Raw genomic sequence first — 22,009 nt, forward strand, 5'->3', positions numbered from 1 at the left:
TTAAGTTAGTTATTTAATATTGTAATTTCTACTCGTCTATTTTTAGCCTTTAATGGGGATGATTTAGGATATTTTGGTTTTTGAGATCCCCATCCTTTAAATAGTATTTGGTCTTTATTTTTTACTTTCATTTTTATTAAATAATTTCCAATTGCACGAGCTCTTTTTTCAGAGAGTTCGTGCATCTCTTCTTCCAATCCAAATTGCTCAGTATGTCCTTCTATTAGTATGTTATTTTTTTTAAATTTTTCAAGAAGTTTAGCTATAAGGTCAAGTTTTTTGTATTCTTTTTGCAGTATTTGAAATGAGTCAGGATAAAATTCAATATCTAAGCTTAAATTAATTCCTTTATTATTTTTTTCAACACTAATAGTTTTTATTTTTTTTTCTTGTATGTAATTTTCAACTTCAGTTTCAATGAAATTGTCATCTGGAAGCTCAATTGAAACTACTCTGCCAAAAGAGTTTCCAATCATTTTAAAATGTTGGTTGTTGTTTTGCTTTATTTCAAATGTATATTCATCATTGTATTTATACGTATTGCCAATTTCATTGTCAAAATAAATTTTTTGGGTTACTTTTTGATAAAAAAATATGTTTTTTATATTGTATTGTGATTCATAATCCGAGAGGATTATGTGGTAATTTTTTCCGTTGTGCTCTTCTTTGCCTTTATATTCATAGTTAACATTAAATTTTACAATAAAATCTTTTATACTTTTGTCTATTTTTGAAGCTTCTATGTATTCTTCTGCAGGATATGTCCATTTTTCATTTATTTTAATAGGTGTTTTTGGAAATCTTGGTATGCCTCTAACAGAGGGTCTTTTTTGATTTGCTCCTATTATATATTCTCCTTGATTATTTATGCTGAAAATTTCTTCAAACTCTTCATTTAATAGGTAAGGATCATTAATATTTTCTCTTTTTAAGATTCTAAAGAAAGCTTTAATGTTTGCAAATTTTTCTTTTATGTTTGTTATTTCGCTTGAAATTTGAATATTGGTTGTATAATTTGAATTATAATGTCCATTTAAATATATTTTTTGATTATCTGTACCTTCTAGTCTGAACTTTGCACCTTTAATGTATTTGAATTCAAAGATTTCAGAAGACAAAGCTACACTTTGAACTAAAAATAATAGCAACAATATCATGGTTGCTTTGGTATTCATTAATAAATTTTATCATAAAAGTATTTAATTTTTAAATTTGTCTTCAAATTACTATTTGATATTTTGTTATAATCCAATATTGATTATAATTTATAGCACAGTGGGTAATTTTTTAAATTATTAATTAATAGGGGTTTTATATGAAATATAAAAAAATAAGATTTAATTTAAATTTGAAAAGAAAAAGTGGTGTTTTGCTTAACATAAGTTCTTTGCCATCTAAATATGGTATTGGAGATTTGGGTAAAGGTGCTTATAAATTTATAGATTTTTTGTTTGCATCTTCGCAGAGTTATTGGCAAATGTTTTCTTATTCTCCTGTTGATTTTACAAGATCTCCCCCTTATTCAATTTTTTCGGCTTTTGCTGGTAATGTTTATTATATTGATTTAGAAGCTATTGGCAAATTTATAGATTCAGATTTGAATCTATTAAAGGAAAATGAAACCAGGTACTCTGATTTAAAAAAATTAAGTTTTAAAGATAAATTCCTTAAAGAAGCTGCTTTAAATTTTATTAGTAGAGCTTCGGTCAATGAGGTTAAAAGCTTTGAAAAGTTTAAAAAAAAGTCTTCTTATTGGCTTTTGGATTTTGCAAGTTTTGTTGCATTTAAAGAATATTTTTTTAAAGAATCAAAGGATGCTTTTAACGTTCTTTTTGATAGAGGAATTCTTAAAAGAAATGAAAAAGATTTATTTAAATTGAGAAATATCCTCTCAAAAGAGATTAAAGTTCAAGAGGTATTGCAGTATTTCTTTTTTTCACAGTTTCAAGCTTTAAAGCGTTATGCAAATGATAAGGGAATTGAGTTAGTTATGAACGTGCCTCTTTTTATAGCTTATGATTCTGCTGATGTTTGGGCACATCAAAAATATTTTAAGTTGAGATTTGATGCAAGCAAAGATAAGGTCGCAGGAATTTCTCCAGATTATTTTTTAGAACAAGAGCAAGCTTGGGATAGTCCAGCTTATAGCTGGAATGTTTTAAAGAAATTTAAGTATGAATGGTGGGCAAAAAGGATTGAGATTTTAAGAAAGTATGTAGATGTAATTAAAATTGATCATTTCAGAGGTTTTGTTTCTACTTGGGAAGTTAGCGTGGATGAGGCTTATGCTTTTAATGGGTTGTGGGTAAAGTCACCAGGACGAGATTTTTTTAATTTTATTTTAAATGAAATTAAAGATTTAAAAATTTGGGTTGAAGATTTTCAAAACGATCTTGAAGATGTTTCAAGGCTAAAAGATTTTTTTAATTTTCCAGGAATGAGAATAATGAATCTTGCTTTTGATTTTGATTCAGGTAATCAGAATCTTCCTCATAATTATATTAAAAATTGTATAGTTTACACAGGAGTTGGTGATAATGGTACAATACGAGAATTTATTAACTCTTTAGATGATTTACATAAAAAGTATATTTTTGATTATTTAAATACAAATGAAGATTTTGTTGTTTGGGATATGATAAGAAGTGCTATGAGTAGTGTTTCTGATAATGTAATAGTTCCAATGCAAGATTATATTAATTTAGAAGATGAATTTAAGGCAAATATTCCAAAAAGTACTTTAGATAATTGGATTTTTAGATTATTAGAAAGTGATTTAGATGATACTTTGAGTAAAAATATAGGTTTTATTACAAGGCTTTATGGTAGGGCGTAAGATTTTTAAGAAGAAGAAGAAATTTGCTATAATGTTTTGATATTTTTAAATTTAATTGAGATTTAATGTGTCAAATGAAAATCATTGTTATTTAATATTTTTTGATTTGCAAGTATTATTTATTAATGTATATGAAGATTTTTATCTATTGGGCATTTATTTTCTTCTTTTTTGTTTTTAAAGTTTTTAGTATATATTCATTAACCGATGAAGATTTTTTTAAAAAATATAATTTATTTTTTGTTCATAAAGGATTTTTGAGTAAAAGTGTTAATGGAAAAATAACCAAAGTTCAAGTTAGCGGGATAGATTCCAGGTGGATTTACCCTTTTGATAAGCTTGTTCCTAGTCGAATTACCTCTATTTATGAAGATGTTTATTCTTCAAGTTCATTTTTGACCACAAGTGATAATCTTTACGTTTCTTATGATTATTCAAAAAATTTTAGAAAATTAGTTGGAATTAATAAATTTAACAGTAGTGCGTATATTACATCAAGCGCCTTTTCTCAAGGAGAGTATAAGCGTATTGCTATTGGAACTGCGATTCACGGCATTTATCTGAGTGTTAATGGAGCTGTTAGTTTTAAAAATTTAAATCGTTTAATGCCACAGATTTATCTAGGTACGGGGTATTACGACGTTATTAGTGCTATTGAATTTTCAAAAGAAGATATAAATAATTTGTATTTTTCTTCTGGAGTTTATGGAGATATTTTTTTAATTAATCAAGAAAGTGGATTTATTAAAAAAATTTCTTTTCCTTTTAAAAAGCAAATAATACGTATTTTAGATTTATCTAACAAGAATGTAGAAAAAATTTTAGTTAGAACATATGACAATCATTTTTATTCTTATATTAATGGGCAATGGGTATTTATTGGAAAATTATCTTTGCAAGATCAGGATTTTGTTGAGAAATCACAAAGGATGCAGCTTGCTAAAAATAAAGGGTCTATTTATTTAACAGCATATACATTGCGTAATAACAAGGCAGTTGATGAAAGATTTAAATTTATTAAAGATTTAGGTATGAATGCTGTTGTAATTGACTTTAAAGATGATAATGGCAATTTAACTTATTCTAGTAAGCTTTCTTTGCCCAATAAGTTGAGATCTGTTAAAAACTTGATTGATGTTTCTTATATTCTTAAAAAAGCTAGAGAACTTGGAATTTATGTTATTGCTAGATGTGTTGTATTTAAAGATGCAAAATTGTATCATTATAATAATTTTAAACATGCTCTTTGGAACAAAAGGGTTAATAAACCCTGGGCGCATTTTATTAAAAAAGTTGATTCTGGAGGTCTTGTTAAATATTCGCAAGTAGAGCATTGGGTAGATATTTTTTCTCCTGCTACTTGGGAGTATAATATTTCTATTGCAAAAGAAATACAATCTTTTGGAGTTGATGAGATACAGTTTGATTATATTAGATTTCCATCAGATGGCCCTGTATCTCTTGCAGGTTCAAGGATGAATAAGTATGAGATGAGGCCTGTTGATGCTCTTGAATCTTTTTTGATTATGGCAAGAGAGCAGCTTTATATTCCTATTTCTGTTGATATTTATGGATACAACGGCTGGTTTCCTACTAATAGTATTGGGCAAAATATTGCAATGTTATCAGATTATGTTGATGTTATATCTCCTATGTTTTATCCCTCACATTATACTGATGATTTTTTGTCAAGCAATTCTTATTATACAAAAAGAGCTTATAAGATTTATAAAGAGGGGAGCGATAGAGCATTTATGTTTTCTTTGGATAGGGTTGTCATTAGGCCTTATGTTCAAGCTTTTTTGTTAGGAAAAGAAAGGGTTGTGGATGATGAGATTTATTTAAAATATTTAAAGTTTCAGCTTAAAGGAGTCAAAGAGTCATTTGGTAGTGGTTTTAGCCTTTGGAATGCATCTAATGTGTATTATATGGTTAAAAGCAGTTTAAAAGAGTATTTAGATTCTTTTTAATTTTTATTTCTTACAAAGGAGATTTATTTGGAACATTTAATTCAATTTTTTTATGTAGGATTTGGTATTTTTTTATTATATCTTGGCGGTAATTTACTTTTAAAAAGTTCAGTTAGCATTGCTACTTATTTGAAAGTTCCAACACTTTTAATAGGAGTTACAATAGTATCTTTTTCAACAAGCGCTCCAGAGCTTTTTACAAGTCTATTGGCGGCTTTTAAGGGTAAAAATGAAATTGTTGTTTCTAATGTTATTGGTAGCAATATTATTAATATGTTGCTTGCGCTACCTTTAGCGGGATTCTTTTTAAGAATTAAGGCGGATTTTAAAAGACTTAAGCTTTCTTTTATGTTTCTGTTTTTATTAATGGTTCTTCTTTTATTGCTTTCATTTGATTTTAGATCTTACTCTTTTTTTACAGCACCTTATAATCGTTTTAGCTCATTGAGCATCTTAATTTTGTTTTTATCCTATCTGTTCTTCTTTTACAAAGAAGAAAAAGCGCATTTTAGATTAGAAAATTCTTCTCAAGAAGGTGTAAGCAATTTAAATCAGAGTTTAAATTTTATATTTTTTAATGTGTTAAGCTTTTTTATTAGCATGTATTTTCTTTATTTGGGATCGAAATTATTGGTAGATGGGGCTCTTTATATTGCCAATAATGTTTTTAATGTTAGTGAAAAGTTGATTGGAATTATAGTTGTGGCTTTTGGGACAAGTGTTCCTGAGCTTGTTGTATCTCTTTTTGCAATAATCAGAAAAGAATCAGACATTGCATTTGGAAATATTGTTGGTAGCAATATTTTTAATATTGGCTTTATTTTAGCTAGTAGTAGTTTTTTAAGACCCATTTTGTTGCAAGATATTTATATTTTAGATTTTAGTATAATGGTGTTTATAACCTTAGTTTTATTTTTAGTGGTTAAATTTAAAGGGGTTTTTAGCAGGGGCATTTCTTTAATTTTTTTGCTTTTATATATTTTGTATAATTTAATGTTATTTAACTTTTATTGATTATGTAATTTTAATTTTAGATTGTTAATATATTTTTAATGTAATATGCTTTATTATTTTAATGTAATATAAGGGACAATATGAAAAAATTACCAGAAATTTTTTATATGAGTAGCAAAGAAGTAGATATTTTGATTTCTCAGCTAGGAATATCTTCTGATGCCCAAAAATTAATTTTGAAAACTATTTTATCTTATAAAAAGAATGCTATAGATTATGCTTCTTTTATAGAAGAGCATTCTGTAAGAATACGGGGTTTAAAAGGGGAGCTTGATTTTTTATTTCGTAAACTTTATGAAGTTAAAAGAGGAATAGTCACTAATAAAATAGCAACGGATGGAGAATTTTTACCAGATAGCATAATTTTAACTGATGAGGCCAGTTATGATTTTTATTATTATTCTATTGACGATTTATTTTTAAAAACTTATATAGGAATAGATCTTTTTAGTTCTTTGCTTACTGTTAAAAATATAGAATCTAGCTTGTTGGTTTTTCAGAATGAATTTATAGCTATTACAGATTCAGATATTAACTACAAATTTTTTGAAACAAAATCACAACTCAAAGAAATATTGGTTTGGAAATCATTGATAATTCCATCGAGCAGGGCTTTATACTTTATTGAGTTTGTTAAAAAAATATTTTTTAATATTGCTTCTAATAATATTGTAAAAGATGTTTTCGTTAGAGTAAAAGGATTAAAGCTTGGTGATTATGAGAGAGCCTTAGAAGAGGGTAAGAATATGATTGGAGCTGTTTTCAAGATTCTCTCCGGCATCCTTGAAATTAAGGATGAAGTTCTTGGCAAGAAAGGAATCACTTTTTCAAAAAATTATTTTGTTTTTTTAGATTTCCTTAATCTTTTTATTAAAAATGAAAAAGATTTAGAAGAGCTTAAGGCTATAGAAGCTATTAAAATTGATGAATCTTTAAAAGCAATTGAAAAAACTTTGGAGTTTAAAAAAGGTGCAATTGATACAGAAGAGTTTTCTAGTATTCTAAAAGTTTATTCAGAAGGTCTAAACGATCCTGAAAATTTTTTATTAGTTGCTAATATGTACTTTTTTGAATCTAAAATTCAGGATATTTTGCCAAAAATATTTCAAGTAAAAGAAAATTTTTATTTGTACAAACCTTTTGCATATGAGCTTTTTTTAGAAGAATACGAAAAGGTTTTGCAATTTCTCAATAGTGAGTTGAGGACTAGTATATTTAAAATTCTTAGTTTTGGGGATGATCCTTCTTCTATTTTTACAGAAGAAGGCTTAGAAGAAGTTATTAATAGATTGGTGTCTTCTGGGTATATTATGAATGAGTATTGTTTAAAAAATAAAGTTAAATTTCTTGACCTTATTGTTTCTCATTATAGAAGAATTTATAAAACACAAAGTGTTCAAGTTCATCTTAAAGATTTGATTAAAGTTGAAGCGGCAAAATATTTTAAGAATAGTAATGAACTATTGCCTTTATACAAAATATATAAACTTGATTTGTATTCGCTTTTGAATGCTGCTTATAAAGATTTAAGCTTGTTTAAAAGAATTCTTTTATTTTTGACAGGCAAGCATCAAAGCTATAAAGAGGCTTTGTCTAGATTGGATTTTAGAGCTGGCTTGAATAAAAGTGGAGGCGGTCTTTTTGATTCAGATGAAAGAGTTAAAAGACAATTGGAAAAAATTAGAAAACAAAGAGAGGAAATAAAAGCTCAAGTTAGAAAATCTTTTCCTAAAAAGGGGACAACATCTAAGCAATCAGTAAATAAGAACTACACAAAACAAGAGCAAGATGAAGCATGGGTCAAATTTAGTGATAGGATACAAAAAAAATAGCATTATAAGTGAGTGGATTTATTTGTTAAAATAAATCCCTCGGCTTTCTTGCTGTATTTTTTGAAGTTTGACATTCTGCATAATGCCTTATTTTTCCATTTTCAAATTTTGATTTCATTACAATTTTCCCCCCCCATCGGCTTATTAGTTCTTTTGAACCTACTCTTTGAGCGTTTTTAGAAATTTTTGCCATTTTAAGCTCCTTTTGACAGATTTATTGTATAATAAAATCTATCAAAATAAGGTTGATTTATCAAGGAATTTATTCATGTTATTTATAATATTTTTTATGAGTGCTTCTCTTTTTTCAAAAGAAGTTTACTATAGGTTTGCAGATTATTCTGTTAATTACAACATAGTAGGTAAATATGAGATTACAAAAGAAGAGTCTGAGGAAGAGTATGGATATAAATTTACTTATGATCGCAATAATAATCTTATTTTGGTTGATTATATTGGTAAGCTTAGCATTTTAATGCCTTCTTTTTTTAGTGCAAGTCAAATTAAAATAGAAAGAACCAAGCATAGTGAAAGGCGCGTATTTCTAAATAGGGGACTTGCATTTAAAAATAATAATGGTGTTTACATTGAATATATAGAGTATATGAATGATGGTAGGATTAAAAATATTTTTAATTACAATAGATCTAATGAAATGGTTAGAGATAAATATAATGTTTCTTATTATCATTTTTTATACGACAATGAGAGAGATTTTAGTGTTTACAGATTTAATGAATCAGGGATTCAAATTAAAGATTTAAATAATGTATATTTTACAAAGATTAGTTATGATCATTCTAAATTTGTTAAAACGGTTTTGTATTACGATGAGAATGGTTATATTGTAAGATCAAAAAATGGTACTTGTGGATTTAGATTAACCTATGATGCTAATAATAATCTTATTAAAGAAGAATATCTTGATAAATCAGCTCATATTGTTTCAAATCCATTTTCTGTAGCTACTAAAATATATCATTATGATGTTGATGGAAAAGTTATTGAGATTTTAAATTATGATATTAATAATAATTTGACTCCTGATGAAAATAATGTAGCAATTTATCGTTATGAATATTATTTTAAAGAGAAAGATTGTTATTACAAAGAATATAGCTATGACAATAATAATAATTTAACAATCAGTCAAAATGGTTATGCCATGAAAAAGACCATTTTTTATATTCAAAATAATGAAAAAAGAATAATAAACTATAGTAATAAAATCAATAAAAACTATAATAGAGATATTCCGACTGTTTATGAGGAAAAGTATGAAATAGTGGATGATTTTAAAGGAATTGCTATTTATAGTTATAAATATGATGACAAGTTTTATTTAATAGAAAATATTTTTTTTGATAAAAATTTTAATTTGATAGCTGATGCTAAAGGTGTGATGATTTACAGATATTCTTACGACAAAGACGGATTTTTAATTGCTCAAGAACATTTTGGTGGAGATTTTGTTAATCCAATAGATGATTTTGAAGGAGTTTCAAAGTATAAATTTAGTTATGATTCTAATGGCAATATGATTTCAAAGAAAAATTATTCCAAGGATGGAGTTTTGGTTGCTGATTGTAATTTTGTTTTTGAATATTTATATGAATATGATAAACAAAATAGGCTTATTTCTCAAAAAAATTTTGGCAGCTTAGGACAATTGCAGGACGATATTCATGGAGTTAGTGTTTATAAATATGAATACAATAAATTTGGGAAAATATCAAAACAGTCTAATCATGGTCCAGATTTAAGATTAAGAGATGATGTTGGAGGATTTTCAATTTATAAGTGGATTTACGATGCTAGAGGTAATTTAATAGATTTTCAAAAATTTGATTCTTTGGGTAATTTAATCTAAGTATTTTCTCTTTTCATATTTTCCTATATTACATAGTAATTCATAATGACTTCTTTTAGAAAATTCGCTCATTTTATCTATACTTAATTTTTCTGATACAATTTCTACTTTTGAGCCCGTTTTAATCTTTAAGTCTTTAGGAATTTCTATTATTGTTATATTCATACAAACCCTCCCCCTTATTTTACATTTTTTATTTTTTATTAAAAAATAAAAATTGTTATTTATATTTTGAGGTATTCCATCAAAATATCCAATTGGAATAATTCCTATTTTCATATCTTCTTTGGCTTGGAATGTGCCTGAATATGAAATTTTTTCACCCTTTTTTACATTTTTGATAAATATTACTTTTGAGAATAAATTTAATACAGGTTTAAAATTTAGGGTAGTTTTTTTGTTTTTTAGGGGGGAATAGTAACCATAAAGAATAAGGCCCGGTCTTACCATATTAAATTGTGGGCTTAGTTTGTAGTTCATAATGTGTCCCGAATTAGAAATATGGACAAATTTTGGATTTATATTTTTTTGTTTAAGTGTTTCTAAAAAAGATAAGAATTGCTCTATTTGTTTTTGTGTGGTTTTAAAGTTTTCTGTTGTTGGAAGATGTGAGCAGACCCCTTCTAGTTCTAGAAATTTTGAACTTTGAATATATGTGGCTATTTCAAGGGCATTATCTATTTTTATTCCATATCTATTCATGCCAATATCAATTTTTAAGTGGACTTTTATTTTCTTTTTTTGTAATGCACATTCTTTTTCTATTAAAAATAGATATTCAAAATCAGCAACAAATGGTAATAAATCGAGTTTAATCAAATTTTTAATTTCTTTTTTATCTACTTTAATGTACATCAATATTTTTATATTTTTATCAATCTTTTTAAGTGTTTTAGCATCTTCAATATTAGAAAGTCCAAAGTAATTTATTTTTTTTGCTTTAAAAAATTTAAAAATATTTATAAGTCCGTGACCATATGCGTCGCCTTTTAAGGTAGCTACTATTTCTTTTTCACCAATTTTTTTTTTAATTAAATTTAAGTTATGCTCTAAATTATTTAAATTTATTATTATTGTTTTGTTACTGCCCATTGTTTTATTATCATATATTTAGCTTTTTTAGAGAAGTAAGAATCTTTTTTCTATTAATTTGTGATTTATTCTATAATGGGTATTGGGAATTTTTTTAATTTGTTGCCTTTAAAATGTAATCTCAAATTTTTTTGGAAATCATTATATATTTTAGGGTTAATTCTAATTTCATATCTTTTAGTTTCTTTATTTATATTATTTTCTACTGTTATTGCGGCCAAAATATAATGCCATTTGTTATTCTTGTAATATTCTGCAATCGTTTTTGAAAGAGATTCGGTTTTTAATGTGCCAAATGAATAAGCGTCTTTTGAAAGCTCTTTTTTTGATTGCTGCTTCCCACTAGTGAGGCTGCTTAGATTATTAATAAAATTTCCTTTATCTGGACTTAAAAATTCTAATTTTGTGATTTTGTATTTCTCAGAAGCTTCGTTTGATAGGTCAAACGAAATAATAGCAGAAGATCCAATTTTTGAAAATACATTTATAAATGAATAGCTGACTTCAGTAAGTTCTTTTATTGGTTCTCCATGCAAATCTACTAATTCTATGTAAGGCTGGGTAACGGCAATATCAACAGATGCAAGTAAAAAGCTTTGTTTTAGTTTTTTAATTTTTGTTTTTATATTTTCTTTTACAATATAATTGTTATCTTCGAAAATATTAATTTCGTTTTTAGAGAAAATATTTTCAGCTAAAGAAAGAATTATTACAGTTAAAATAAATTTTTTAAGGCTCATAAAATATTTCCTTTTATTTATATTTATTATAAATCTTCAAATAGATCTCCGTTTTTGTCTTTTAAAATAGAATTTTCTTTTAGTATTTCTTTTAAAAATTCAATAACTAATTTTGAATTAAGAGAAATTTTATAAATTTTAGACTCTTGAGCAAGTTTGTTTTTGACGGTTAAATTTGCAAGCATATAATTCCAATGACCATTTTGATATGTTGTCTTAAAAGCATCTTTAAGTTCCTTACTCATTAATATTCCAAATGGGTATGCAGTAATATATCCTTTTTCTTGTGAATTTTCAACAACTAAAAAAGGATTTTTAAGCTTTAAGTTAGAACCAGCTGTTATAAATTTAATATCTTCAATCTCATATTCTTTATCTCCATTTTTAGTTGTTTCAAAGAGTATTAATAGTGATGCTAGGCTACTATATTTATCGTCTATTTTTATAGGGGATAGTATATAAGAATACCCAAATTTGTTTTTAAATTCTGGTATTGCTTTTCCATATTCATCTAGGATTGCCATTGTTTTTGTTTTTATCCAATTTACGTTGTGATTGCTATTTATGATTGGCAATTTTTTATTCAAAATTTTTCCTGATATTAAATGTAATTTTCCATCGTTTAAAGGCAAATTTTCATCGTCTATTTTTTCGGTATTGCTGTCTTGTTGTGCAGATTGTGCTTTTTTTAAAAAAGGTAAATTTTCATCGCTTATTGGTTTTCCAATATTTCCGTCTTGTTGAACAGGTTGCGGTTTTTTAAAAAAAGCGCAAGCTAACATTAACATAAGTATCGCCATTAATTTTAAATGTTTAAATGCTCTAAACATTGTATCTTCTTCCTTTGTACCATTTATGGTTTTTATTGAGTGGTAATTAAAATTATGCCACGCTAAACTCTAATAGTATAGAATACTTATGTCAAAGTCAAGTTATGTTTTAGCAGTTTTATTTTTAATTCTTACAATAAAGGTATTTCTGCTGCTAAGAAATGAATTATTCCTATAATGATTGACATAATTCCAATTAACTGCTGATTGTTCTCAAGTATTGATTGGAATTTTCCATATTTGTTATTATTTTGAATCTCTGTAGGTAGCTTTTGTTTTAAAAACAAGATAAATCCAATTAAAAACAAACTTATAGCTGGAATCAAATTTCCAATTATTGGTAATTTGTAAGGCTTAATTATTTCAAAAGCACTAGTTATTAAAAATAATAATCCAAAAATGCTTTTTACCTTTTTGTTATCGTTTATTAAATTTACAAAATCTTCAAAAATTTTAAAAAATTTTATTTTTTCTATTAACATTGGGAATGCAAGTATGATTCCCCCTAAGATGTTAAACAAAACAGACATAAAGTATATTTGCATCATATTTTATCCTCTAGGTTTTATTCTTTTGTTATAAAAAATATTGTTATTATCATTGCTCTTTAGTATTATACTTAATAAGCTTTCATTTTGATAGATTATATTGGCATATGATGTAAAGTTTTTGCTGCTTATATAAAGCATATTGCTTTCTATCAATCTATTATCCAGATAAATATCTAGCTTAGCTTTTCCTAGGTTAGAGATTTTTTTTGTTTTTATGTTTATTTTTAGCAATAATTTGTTTTTTTCTTGTTTATAGCTTATTATCATTTTGATATTGTTTTTATTGTTTTTGTGATTTTGAATCTTTGGAATTAGTAAAATTTTAAAAAATAAAAGAATTATAACAAAGATTGTTCCAACAATGATATGTTTTTTCAATTTTTTTTGGTATTCAATTTCTAGTTGTTGATTGTAGTTAATCTTTTTCATTATTTTTACAAATTTAACCTTTTTATGATTATTATTTTAATAATGTATTTAAATTCCACCAGTAAACACTAACACCAGTTTTTCCGCCGTAAAGTATGCTAAGTATTCCGTCTTTAGATAAACTCTCAGAGAGGAATGTTAAATTGGGGGGCTCAATTAAAGCTATTTGTTCTTTAATTGAGCCTTTGTTGTCTAATTTCCATATTAAATTGTTAGATAAATTTTTCATGTTCGTAGATGCTATTATTTTATCTTTTTGTATTTTTATAATATTGATAAAGCTTTCTTGTTTATCATCTAATAAGTTTTTAGGAAGAGCAATTTTACTTATTACTTCAAATTCTTTGTTTTTTTTTAAACTCATTTTATAGATATATTGATCTTTAATTTTAATTCCAAGATCGTTTATATTTTCATTGTCTCCAATGTTTTCATAGTAAGTGGTTTTTATATAAAGAATTTTTTTGTTAACTTCAAAAAAAACCTTGTCTATTGAAATGTTGTATTTTTTCTTTTGATTGTCTATTATTTTTAATAGGTTTTTATTGACGTAAATTTTATAAAGCGGAGAAAATTCTTTATTATAAGAATATATTATATAGCCTTCGCTATATATTGATATTATTGCAATGTTGCCATTCTCATCAACGTTAACATCGTAAATTTGTGGAAATGGTGTGCCGTTTAAACCTTCTTGCCCTAAAATTTCTACAGTCGAGTTTTTATTTAATATTAGTATTCTCATAAAGTATGCAATATTTTCTTTTTGATTGAATGTTGATTTTTTATTATTTAGTTTATCTGCAACAATAATGTAATTTTTTAGTGGATATATTGCTTGAATCCCTTCAAAATCTATTTTTTTTATTTTTAAATCGGGATTTGTTTTAAATATTCCATTTTGATAAGTTTGTATTAGTTTTCCGTATGAGTTAAAAATCATCAATTTATTTGTTTTTATTTCTGCAATGTAAACCAGTCCATTATACGTTTTGATATCAAATTTTGAATTTGTAAATCTGTTATCTAAGGGCATTATTGCACCAGGAAGTGTTCCAAATGGTATTTTAAATTGTTCTTCTCCTAGTTCATTTAAAGTTTTAGTATTACATGATATAATTGCAAAAAGCAAGCTTAATATAAAAGCTTTATAGTGTTTTTTCATATTTTTATATTATCATTTAAAATGAAAAATGACTTTAAGTCAATTATTTAGGAGAATTAATACCTAGCATGTTAAAAGCGGTACTTGAGGCAACTATTGGCTCAAAAAGTAAAAGAGATTTAAAAGATTATCTTCCAACTTTAAGAAATATTAATAAGCTTGAGCGTTGGGCATTATCGTTAGCAGATGAAGATTTTTCAAAAGAGACACAAAAGTTTAAAGATGAATTAAAATCGGGCAATTCTTTAGAAGGTGTTTTAGAGCGAGCTTTTACTCTATCTAGAGAAGCTGCTAGAAGGCGTCTTAAAGAAAGGCCTTATGATGTGCAAATCATTGCAGGTCTTGCTCTACATAAAGGTAAAATAATAGAGATGAAAACAGGAGAAGGAAAAACCCTCTCGTCAGTTCAAGCAGCTTATTTGAATAGTTTGACAGGGGATGGGGTTATTATTGTTACTGTTAATGACTATCTTGCGGAGCGTGATTCTAATTGGATGAAACCAGTTTTTGATCTTTTAGGTGTTAGTGTAGGGGTTGTTTTATCTAATATGGATTATGAGTTAAGAAAAGCTCAATATGCCAAAGATATTACTTATGTTACAAATAATGAACTTGGATTTGACTACTTAAGAGATAATATGCGTTATGACTTGAATGAAAAATCTTTAAGAAAATTCAATTATTGTATTATTGATGAGATCGATTCTATTTTGATTGATGAGGCAAGAACCCCCTTGATTATTTCAGGGCCTACTGAGGGCAATACAAATGCTTATCTTGAGGTTAATTCTCTTGTCTCTTTTTTAAAAGAATGTTCCAAGGATTCTAAAACAGGTGATTATCCTTTAGAAATAGATGATCTTGATGGTGATTATACTGTTGATGAAAAAGCCAAAAGAATTTCTTTTACTGCTAAAGGGCTTAATAATCTTGAACAGCTTTTAGTTTCTAAAGGCATTATTAATGGATCTATGTATACCGATTCAAATTTTAATTATGTTCATTATATGACTCAAGCCTTGAAAGCGCATTTGCTTTTTTTAAAAAATAGAGAATATATTGTTGGCGATTCTGGAGTTGAAATTGTAGATGAATTTACTGGTCGAGTTTTAACAGGACGAAGATATTCTGATGGACTTCATCAAGCTATTGAGGCTAAAGAAGGAGTTAGAGTTGCTAATGAAAATAAGACCATGGCAACCATTACTTTTCAAAATTTATTTAGAATGTTTGATAAAATTTCTGGTATGACAGGTACAGCTGATACAGAGGCTAAGGAATTTCATAAAATATATAATCTTGATGTAGTTGTAGTTCCAACAAATAGATTGTTGGCGCGAATAGATGAGGATGATACTATTTATTATACCGAAGAATTTAAGTTTAATGCGATTACAGATGAGGTTTATAAGACTTACAAGAAAGGGCAGCCAGTTCTAGTTGGGACTGTTTCTATTGAAAAATCTGAGATTTTATCAGCTATGTTTAAAAATAGAGGGATTAAGCATGAAGTTCTTAATGCAAAAAATCATTCTAGAGAAGCATTTATTATTGCTGAAGCTGGAGCAAAGCATGCAGTTACAATAGCAACAAATATGGCTGGTCGTGGTACAGATATTAAACTTGGGGGTAATATTGAACACAGGGTTAGAAAAAAAATTGGAACTAATGTAAGCCTTGAAGAATTTCAAGAGGCTGTTAAAAATGAAAGAGAAAATTATTTAAAAGACTATAATGAAGTTAAAAGTCTTGGTGGGCTTTATGTTATTGGTAGCGAGCGTCACGAATCAAGGCGAATAGATAACCAGCTTCGTGGGCGTAGCGGAAGACAAGGTGATCCTGGGCGTTCAAGATTTTATGTGTCGCTTGAGGACGATTTAATGCGTCTTTTTGCCGGAGACAACCTAAGATCATTAATGGGTAAGCTTGGAATGGCAACAGGAGAGCCTATTACACATTCTCTTTTAACCAAATCTTTGATTAATGCCCAAAAAAGAGTAGAAGACAGGAATTTTGAGATTAGAAAGCATTTGTTAGAGTATGATGATGTTATTACAAAGCAGAGAGATTTTATTTATGCTCAGAGAAATTCTATTCTTGAAGACGCAGCTATTAAGGATCGTATTCTTATTGCCTTAGAAGAATATCTTAGTTTTTTGCTTGAGGGAACAAAAAGTAACACAGTTTCAAATGTTTTTTTAAATGAAGTAAATTTAATTTTTGCCTATATGCTTGAGAGTCTTGGTTCTATTGAAAATATTAATTCTCTTGATTTAAAGGCTAAGTTAATGCAAATAGCAAAGACAAATTTAGATGAGAAGGAAAATTCGATAGGTAAGGATCTTTTTAATGGATTTTTAAGGTATGAATATTTAAAAAATATTGATTTTAAATTTCAAGAGCATCTTGCAAATTTAGACTCTTTAAGAGAAGCTGTTTATCTAAGGTCTTATGCTAATAAAAATCCAATTACAGAGTACAAAGAAGAGGGGTTTTTAATATTTAGCGAACTTATTAAAGATATTAAAGTTTCTACCATAAGGCGCGTTCTTCAGTTAAAATTAGATAGTAATTCTTCCGATTTTAGGTCACTAAAGAAGTCTAAAAATGTTAATTCAATTCATAAAGAACTTTCAGGAATTTTTATTAATGAGAATAAAAGCATTTCTAATGTTCAAGTGGTTAGAAGTTCTCCTAAAATAGGCAGAAATGAATCTTGTTATTGTGGAAGTGGGAAGAAATATAAAAATTGTCATGGTAAAAGTTAGAATAGGAGGTTTTTATGTTTAAACTACCAGAACTTGGTTATAATTATGATGCTGTTGAGCCTTATATTGATGCTAAAACTATGGAAATTCATCATAGTAAGCATCATAATGGTTTTGTGATGAATTTGAATTCTATTTTTGAAAAAATGGGGAAAAGTCATTTAAAAGATGTGTCAAGCATATTAAAAAATATTCAGGATTTTCCAGATGAATTTCAAACTTTAATAAGAAATAATGCTGGGGGTTATTCAAACCATACTTTATATTTTAGAACTTTAAAACCAGGAAACAAGAGTAATCTTTTGGAAAATTTTAAAAATGATGTCAATATAGCTTTTGGAAGCCTAGACGTTCTTAAAGCTAACTTAAAAGATGCTGCAATGAAAGTTTTTGGAAGTGGTTGGGCATGGTTAGTATTATGTCCTGATAGTAAGCTTAAAGTCATTTCAATGCCTAATCAGGATAGCCCTTTAATGAAGTCTTATAAACCAATTTTAGGCATTGATGTTTGGGAGCATGCCTATTATCTTAAATATCAAAATAGAAGAATTGAATATGTTGATGCATTTTTAAAGGCTTTAAATTGGGAAGAAGTTTCAAAAATTTACAATGAAGCTAATAATTAGCTTTTATTTTATAAAGATAAAAATTTTTAATTTTAAAGCTAGTATTTTATTCTAAAATGTTAAGTAATTTATCTTAAATCATTATTAAAGTTTTCTCTTTCTATGTCGTTAAAGTATTCTACTGTTCCAACTTTTAATTCATAAGTTGCATTTTTATCAGATACTATGATTGCATTTTTATGTAATTGAAGTGCACTAATTGTCCACATATGATTAACGCCTTTTTCAATAGCATGCTTTAATGCTCTTGCTTTATTGTGTCCGTTTACTATTATTAAAATTTCTTGTGAATCCATAATTGTTCCAACCCCAACAGTTAGAGCGCTTTTGGGAACTTTATTCGGATTGTCTTCAAAAAATCTTGAATTAGCAATGATTGTATTTTGAGTTAAAGTTTTGATTCTTGTTCTTGATGTCAAGGAAGAGCCTGGTTCGTTAAAAGCAATGTGACCATCAGGGCCTATTCCACCTACAAAAAGCATTATTCCCCCAAAAGATTTGATTTTTTTTTCATATTCCTCACATTCTTTTTTAAGATTTAAAGCATTTCCATTTAGTATATTTATGTTTTCTTTTTTAATATCAATGTGAGAAAAAAAATTTTTCCACATAAATGAATGGTAGCTTTCAGGATGGCTTTTTTCAATTCCTATGTATTCATCCATGTTAAAAGTTATGACATTTTGAAATGAAATTTGTTTATTTTTATTTAATTCAATTAAATTCTTGTACATACCGATTGGAGAGCTTCCTGTTGGAAGTCCAAGGATAAATGGCTTTTCTTTTGTTGGAGAAAATTCTTTAATTTTTTGTGCTACGTGATTGGCTGCCCACCTTGATATGTCTTCGTACGTAGGTCTGATTATTAATCTCATTGCGATCTCCTTAAAATGGGTTAAAGTTAAAGATTGTTAAAAATTATTTTAGATTCTATCATTGTTAACTTTAGATTAAAATCTTTATCCAAGACATTTATGTTTGCATCATATCCATGGCATATTAACCCTTTTTTATCAATATTAAGAATTCTTGTTGGATTGTAGGAACTTGCTTGAACGGCATCGCTTAAACTGTAGCCGAATTCTACTAAATTCTTAAGCCCTTGTATCATTGTAAGTGTTGATCCAGCTATGGTGTTGCTTTTTACACTATGGAATAATCCATCTTCTGCAATATAAACTTCATCTCCGTTTGCAATTAATTTTCCAGAAGTTTGAAAATTTGGAGTAAGTCCGTCAGTTACAAGGACTATTTTACTTATATCTTTAAGCTTTCTCAGCATTAAGACTAATTTTGGGTGTATATGATGACCATCTGCAATAATTTCACAAGAAACATCACCATGTATTAATACTGCCCCAATTGCATTTGGATTTCTGTGGTCAAGTTTTGACATTGCGTTGAAAAAATGGGTTGTGTGAAGTATTCCGACTTGAAATCCTTCTATCATATTTTCATATTTTGCGTTTGTGTGTCCTGCTTGAAGGTTTATATTGTTTTCAAGGCAAAACATTGCAAGTTCTCTCATTCCTTTAAGTTCAGGGGCAACGGTCATTGTGCTTATATTTGTTTTTTTTTTACCGTTTGAGCCTGTAAATACCCCACCAGCTGCATCTATTAGTTTTTTCATAACTTCAATGCTAGGCTCGTGAAGATAGGAGACAGGGTGCGCTCCTCTTTTTTCAGGGGAGAAAAATGGCCCTTCAAGATGAAGTCCTAAAATTTTAGCTCCCTTTTCTTTACCAATTGCTGCTGTGCAAGCTTTTATTGTTTGAATCATTTCATCTATTGGTCTTGGATAAAGAGTTGGTAAAAATCCTACTACGCCGTATTGTGCTAAATACTCTGACATTTTAAGTATTGATTCTGTTGAACACTTGTCTGTCCCATGACCGTGAAATCCATGAATATGGCTGTCGTAAAGTCCAGGAGTTATATAATTGCCTTTTGTGTCAATCATTTGGTATTCTTTGAGATCCATTTTTTTAAGCCTATCAGATGTTACAATATCAAAAATTTTGTTGTCCTTAATTAGGACTGCTGAATTATCTAGTTTGTCGTTTCCAGTTAAAACGGATTTTGAGTTGAATAAGCAAAAACTTGGCATTTTCATGCTCCTTTTAATTTATTTTACTATAAAAATTGATCTTTTTTAAAGTTTTTGCCTATTTATATTTTTTTATTTTAAAGCCTTTGGATGTTTAAAAGTTTATGTTTTAAAATTTATTATATTTTATTTTCAATTTTATTAATGATATAATACACTTTGGAGGGCGTTATTATGGCATCAGGATTTTTTGTTCCTGGACTTGAGAGTAAATATAATACTAAAGAAATTCGTGAGTCCATGCTTAAGCCCGATAAAGCTAAAATTGATTCTTCTTTTAAGAAACTTGAATCTTTAGAGCAAGAGAAAAGTGCTTGGCAGTTAATTAATAGAAAAATTTCTACTTTAAATTCTCTTGCAAAAGAAATTACGTCATTTAACAGTCCTTTTAATTTAATGTCAGGAAATTCTAGTAATAGTGAAGTTTTAACTTTATCTACTCGATATGGATCTAAGAATGAGACTCACAAATTAATTGTTGATCAAATAGCATCAGCTGATGTGTTTTTGTCTTCAAGCTTTGATCCTAAAAAAGTTACAATTCCAGAAGGAGATTATATATTTTTAGTCGGGAAAAAAGAAATTAATGTAAAAAGTAATGGAAATATTGATTTGCTTGTTAGAGATATTAATAACAAAGGAAAGGGGTTTTTATCTGCAAAAATAGTAAAAAGTGATAAAAATGGGAATAGTCGTTTTATCTTGCAATCTTTAAAGGAAGGTAAAGAAAATAAACTTGTTATCAAGGGAGAAGGATTGTCTTTTGCCAAGCAAATTGGTATTTTAAGTGAACTGAAGACCAATTTTAATCCTATCCTTTCAGATATTGTTTTAAATCAATCTAGTAGCAATAATAGCCTTGCTTTTGAAAATAAAAACCTTGTTTTAAATCCGCTTTCAGAGGTGTCTATTGAAATTCCTGAAGATATTAAAATTACATCTAGGAGTAAAATTAAATTTGAAATTAAATATTTTGATACAGGCTTAGAAGAGTCTGATAACAAAATTATTTTTAATCCCGGAGAAGCTACATTTAAGGATGCAAAAGTCGACAGTGAAGATAGTGTAGTTGATCTTGGATCTGATTTAAAAATTCCTTTAGAAAAAAAATATATTCAAATGAATATGGTTAAAATATCTAGCAAGGAGGGGTCTTTAGAGCTTCCTTTAATAAATATTTCAAATAACTTTGAAGAAGTTGAAGTTGATATTGGAGCTCTTTCTAATTTAGAAGAAATAAATATTGAAAATAAGGCAAATAATAAAGTAATTGTTATTACCAATGTCGAAGTTTTTGATCCAAAAAATAGAGATGGTCATTTGCCAATAAATGCTAAAAGTTTTGCTGAGAATGCAAAAATTAAGTTTGATGGAGTAGATGTTGAAAGAGATTCAAATGTTATTAATGATTTAGTTCCAAATGTGACATTAAGTTTAAAAAAAGCTTCAAGTGATATTGTTGAGGCTAAAATTGAACCCGATTATGAGGGGATTAAGAGAGTTCTTTTAGATTTTATTGGTGCTTATAATGAGGTTCTGGCTGAGATTAACATTGTAAGTTCTAATGAAGATCAGCTTGGTAATCAAAAGTCTACTATAGTTGAAGAGTTAACTTACCTTAGCGAGTCTCAAAAAGAAGAGGCTTATAAAAATTTAGGCATTCTAAGGTCTGAATTTTTATTGAAAAATCTTAAATCCAGGCTAGAATCAATAATTTTTAAGCCTTATGTTACTAGTGATCCTAATTTTTCAATAATTAATCAGATGGGGGTGTTTACCAACTCTATTTCTTCTTCTGGCGGACTTTCTAGATATTTAAGGATTGATGAGAAAAAGTTTGATGAATCAATTCGCAACAACATTGATAATGTTAGAGAACTTTTTTTATTTGATTTTAATGGCGACAGAGTATATGATAATGGGATTGCCAAAATGCTAGGAGATTGTTTGTTGCCTCTTGTGACTTCTGGAGGAGTTATTTATAATAAAATAAAAAATTACGACTTGAAAATTGTTAATCAAAAAAATAAGGTTGAAGATTATAAAAAGAAGTATGATGATAGAGAGAGGAAAATAGAAGGCGAGTTGAATACTTTGGATTTTACAGTTAAGCGCATGAAAGATCAGGAGAATACATTAAGGGCTTTTGATTTTAATCAAAGAAATAGATAATAACAAT

The 22,009-nt window shown here is 27.5% G+C and carries 18 protein-coding genes; 8 read left to right on the forward strand and 10 right to left on the reverse strand.

Translation table 11 applies throughout. The annotated features are described in order from the left end of the window. Positions 1-5 precede the first annotated feature (5 nt). Positions 6-1,175, reverse strand: coding sequence for an OmpA family protein (locus DB318_RS03605; protein ID WP_172964707.1), 1,170 nt, complete (start codon positions 1,173-1,175; stop codon positions 6-8). Positions 1,176-1,315: 140 nt separating this feature from the next. Between DB318_RS03605 and malQ the strand changes: the two genes are divergently transcribed. From malQ to DB318_RS03625, 4 genes are all read left to right on the forward strand, one after another. Then, the gene (gene malQ / locus DB318_RS03610; RefSeq protein WP_151060544.1) at positions 1,316-2,836 is read left to right on the forward strand and encodes a 4-alpha-glucanotransferase; all 1,521 of its coding nucleotides are present in this window, start codon (positions 1,316-1,318) and stop codon (positions 2,834-2,836) included. Between the two features lie 125 nt (positions 2,837-2,961). After that, the gene (locus DB318_RS03615) at positions 2,962-4,806 is read left to right on the forward strand and encodes a putative glycoside hydrolase (RefSeq protein WP_151060545.1); all 1,845 of its coding nucleotides are present in this window, start codon (positions 2,962-2,964) and stop codon (positions 4,804-4,806) included. A 27-nt stretch (positions 4,807-4,833) separates the two neighbouring features. Then, complete coding sequence (locus tag DB318_RS03620) at positions 4,834-5,820, forward strand: calcium/sodium antiporter (protein ID WP_151074319.1); 987 nt, start codon at positions 4,834-4,836, stop codon at positions 5,818-5,820. Positions 5,821-5,900: 80 nt separating this feature from the next. Continuing rightward, the gene (locus tag DB318_RS03625; protein WP_151074320.1) at positions 5,901-7,652 is read left to right on the forward strand and encodes a hypothetical protein; all 1,752 of its coding nucleotides are present in this window, start codon (positions 5,901-5,903) and stop codon (positions 7,650-7,652) included. Positions 7,653-7,677: 25 nt separating this feature from the next. On the opposite strand, the gene DB318_RS03630 is transcribed toward DB318_RS03625, so the two are convergent. Further along, positions 7,678-7,845, reverse strand: a complete 168-nt coding sequence (locus tag DB318_RS03630) for a hypothetical protein (RefSeq protein ID WP_004791995.1) — start codon at positions 7,843-7,845, stop codon at positions 7,678-7,680. A gap of 75 nt (positions 7,846-7,920) precedes the next feature. On the opposite strand from DB318_RS03630, the gene DB318_RS03635 reads away from it, so the two are divergent. Then, complete coding sequence (locus DB318_RS03635) at positions 7,921-9,522, forward strand: hypothetical protein (RefSeq protein ID WP_151074321.1); 1,602 nt, start codon at positions 7,921-7,923, stop codon at positions 9,520-9,522. On the opposite strand, the gene alr is transcribed toward DB318_RS03635, so the two are convergent. From alr to DB318_RS03665, 6 genes are all read right to left on the reverse strand, one after another. Then, entirely contained in the window at positions 9,514-10,632 is a 1,119-nt protein-coding gene (alr, locus tag DB318_RS03640; RefSeq protein WP_151073750.1) for an alanine racemase, read from the reverse strand. The two genes, DB318_RS03635 and alr, sit on opposite strands and share 9 nt — an antisense overlap. Positions 10,633-10,679: 47 nt before the next feature. Next, complete coding sequence (locus tag DB318_RS03645) at positions 10,680-11,354, reverse strand: BB0158 famile outer surface lipoprotein (RefSeq protein ID WP_151060550.1); 675 nt, start codon at positions 11,352-11,354, stop codon at positions 10,680-10,682. Between the two features lie 26 nt (positions 11,355-11,380). Then, positions 11,381-12,184 carry a S2/P23 family protein gene (locus DB318_RS03650; protein ID WP_151074322.1) on the reverse strand — a complete coding sequence of 268 codons (804 nt, stop codon included), beginning with the start codon at positions 12,182-12,184 and terminating at the stop codon, positions 11,381-11,383. Positions 12,185-12,315: 131 nt separating this feature from the next. Further along, positions 12,316-12,732: a hypothetical protein gene (locus tag DB318_RS03655; RefSeq protein WP_172964375.1), complete on the reverse strand. Its 417-nt coding sequence runs from the start codon at positions 12,730-12,732 to the stop codon at positions 12,316-12,318. Between the two features lie 3 nt (positions 12,733-12,735). Continuing rightward, positions 12,736-13,164: a hypothetical protein gene (locus tag DB318_RS03660; RefSeq protein WP_151073752.1), complete on the reverse strand. Its 429-nt coding sequence runs from the start codon at positions 13,162-13,164 to the stop codon at positions 12,736-12,738. 31 nt (positions 13,165-13,195) lie between these two features. Continuing rightward, positions 13,196-14,329 carry an LIC_12708 family protein gene (locus tag DB318_RS03665; protein ID WP_151073753.1) on the reverse strand — a complete coding sequence of 378 codons (1,134 nt, stop codon included), beginning with the start codon at positions 14,327-14,329 and terminating at the stop codon, positions 13,196-13,198. Between the two features lie 68 nt (positions 14,330-14,397). Here DB318_RS03665 and secA point away from each other — a divergent pair, with 68 nt between their 5' ends. Next, positions 14,398-17,097, forward strand: coding sequence for a preprotein translocase subunit SecA (gene secA, locus DB318_RS03670; protein WP_151073754.1), 2,700 nt, complete (start codon positions 14,398-14,400; stop codon positions 17,095-17,097). Positions 17,098-17,111: 14 nt separating this feature from the next. Further along, complete coding sequence (locus DB318_RS03675) at positions 17,112-17,723, forward strand: superoxide dismutase (RefSeq protein ID WP_151060555.1); 612 nt, start codon at positions 17,112-17,114, stop codon at positions 17,721-17,723. Between the two features lie 68 nt (positions 17,724-17,791). Here the strand turns inward: DB318_RS03675 and nagB are convergent, their stop codons facing one another. Together nagB and nagA are read right to left on the reverse strand one after the other, a co-directional pair. Then, on the reverse strand, positions 17,792-18,598 hold the full coding sequence (nagB, locus tag DB318_RS03680; RefSeq protein ID WP_151060556.1) for a glucosamine-6-phosphate deaminase: 807 nt from the start codon (positions 18,596-18,598) through the stop codon (positions 17,792-17,794). 26 nt (positions 18,599-18,624) lie between these two features. Next, positions 18,625-19,830, reverse strand: coding sequence for an N-acetylglucosamine-6-phosphate deacetylase (gene nagA, locus DB318_RS03685; protein WP_151060557.1), 1,206 nt, complete (start codon positions 19,828-19,830; stop codon positions 18,625-18,627). A gap of 174 nt (positions 19,831-20,004) precedes the next feature. Here nagA and fliD point away from each other — a divergent pair, with 174 nt between their 5' ends. After that, positions 20,005-22,002: a flagellar filament capping protein FliD gene (gene fliD / locus DB318_RS03690; RefSeq protein ID WP_151060558.1), complete on the forward strand. Its 1,998-nt coding sequence runs from the start codon at positions 20,005-20,007 to the stop codon at positions 22,000-22,002. The last annotated feature ends 7 nt before the right edge of the window (positions 22,003-22,009 follow it).

Origin of the sequence: [Borrelia] turdi (assembly GCF_008828755.2) — a bacterium.
Classification (GTDB): Bacteria; Spirochaetota; Spirochaetia; order Borreliales; family Borreliaceae; genus Borreliella; species Borreliella turdi.

Bases quoted from the DNA above. Each gene is read 5' to 3' on its own strand.
- DB318_RS03605 (WP_172964707.1), bottom strand. From the start codon at position 1,175: ATGAATACCAAAGCAACCATGATATTGTTGCTATTATTTTTAGTTCAA.
- malQ (WP_151060544.1), top strand. From the start codon at position 1,316: ATGAAATATAAAAAAATAAGATTTAATTTAAATTTGAAAAGAAAAAGT.
- DB318_RS03615 (WP_151060545.1), top strand. From the start codon at position 2,962: ATGTATATGAAGATTTTTATCTATTGGGCATTTATTTTCTTCTTTTTT.
- DB318_RS03625 (WP_151074320.1), top strand. From the start codon at position 5,901: ATGAAAAAATTACCAGAAATTTTTTATATGAGTAGCAAAGAAGTAGAT.
- DB318_RS03630 (WP_004791995.1), bottom strand. From the start codon at position 7,845: ATGGCAAAAATTTCTAAAAACGCTCAAAGAGTAGGTTCAAAAGAACTA.
- DB318_RS03635 (WP_151074321.1), top strand. From the start codon at position 7,921: ATGTTATTTATAATATTTTTTATGAGTGCTTCTCTTTTTTCAAAAGAA.
- DB318_RS03645 (WP_151060550.1), bottom strand. From the start codon at position 11,354: ATGAGCCTTAAAAAATTTATTTTAACTGTAATAATTCTTTCTTTAGCT.
- DB318_RS03650 (WP_151074322.1), bottom strand. From the start codon at position 12,184: ATGTTTAGAGCATTTAAACATTTAAAATTAATGGCGATACTTATGTTA.
- DB318_RS03655 (WP_172964375.1), bottom strand. From the start codon at position 12,732: ATGATGCAAATATACTTTATGTCTGTTTTGTTTAACATCTTAGGGGGA.
- DB318_RS03660 (WP_151073752.1), bottom strand. From the start codon at position 13,164: ATGAAAAAGATTAACTACAATCAACAACTAGAAATTGAATACCAAAAA.
- DB318_RS03665 (WP_151073753.1), bottom strand. From the start codon at position 14,329: ATGAAAAAACACTATAAAGCTTTTATATTAAGCTTGCTTTTTGCAATT.
- secA (WP_151073754.1), top strand. From the start codon at position 14,398: ATGTTAAAAGCGGTACTTGAGGCAACTATTGGCTCAAAAAGTAAAAGA.
- DB318_RS03675 (WP_151060555.1), top strand. From the start codon at position 17,112: ATGTTTAAACTACCAGAACTTGGTTATAATTATGATGCTGTTGAGCCT.
- nagB (WP_151060556.1), bottom strand. From the start codon at position 18,598: ATGAGATTAATAATCAGACCTACGTACGAAGACATATCAAGGTGGGCA.
- nagA (WP_151060557.1), bottom strand. From the start codon at position 19,830: ATGCCAAGTTTTTGCTTATTCAACTCAAAATCCGTTTTAACTGGAAAC.
- fliD (WP_151060558.1), top strand. From the start codon at position 20,005: ATGGCATCAGGATTTTTTGTTCCTGGACTTGAGAGTAAATATAATACT.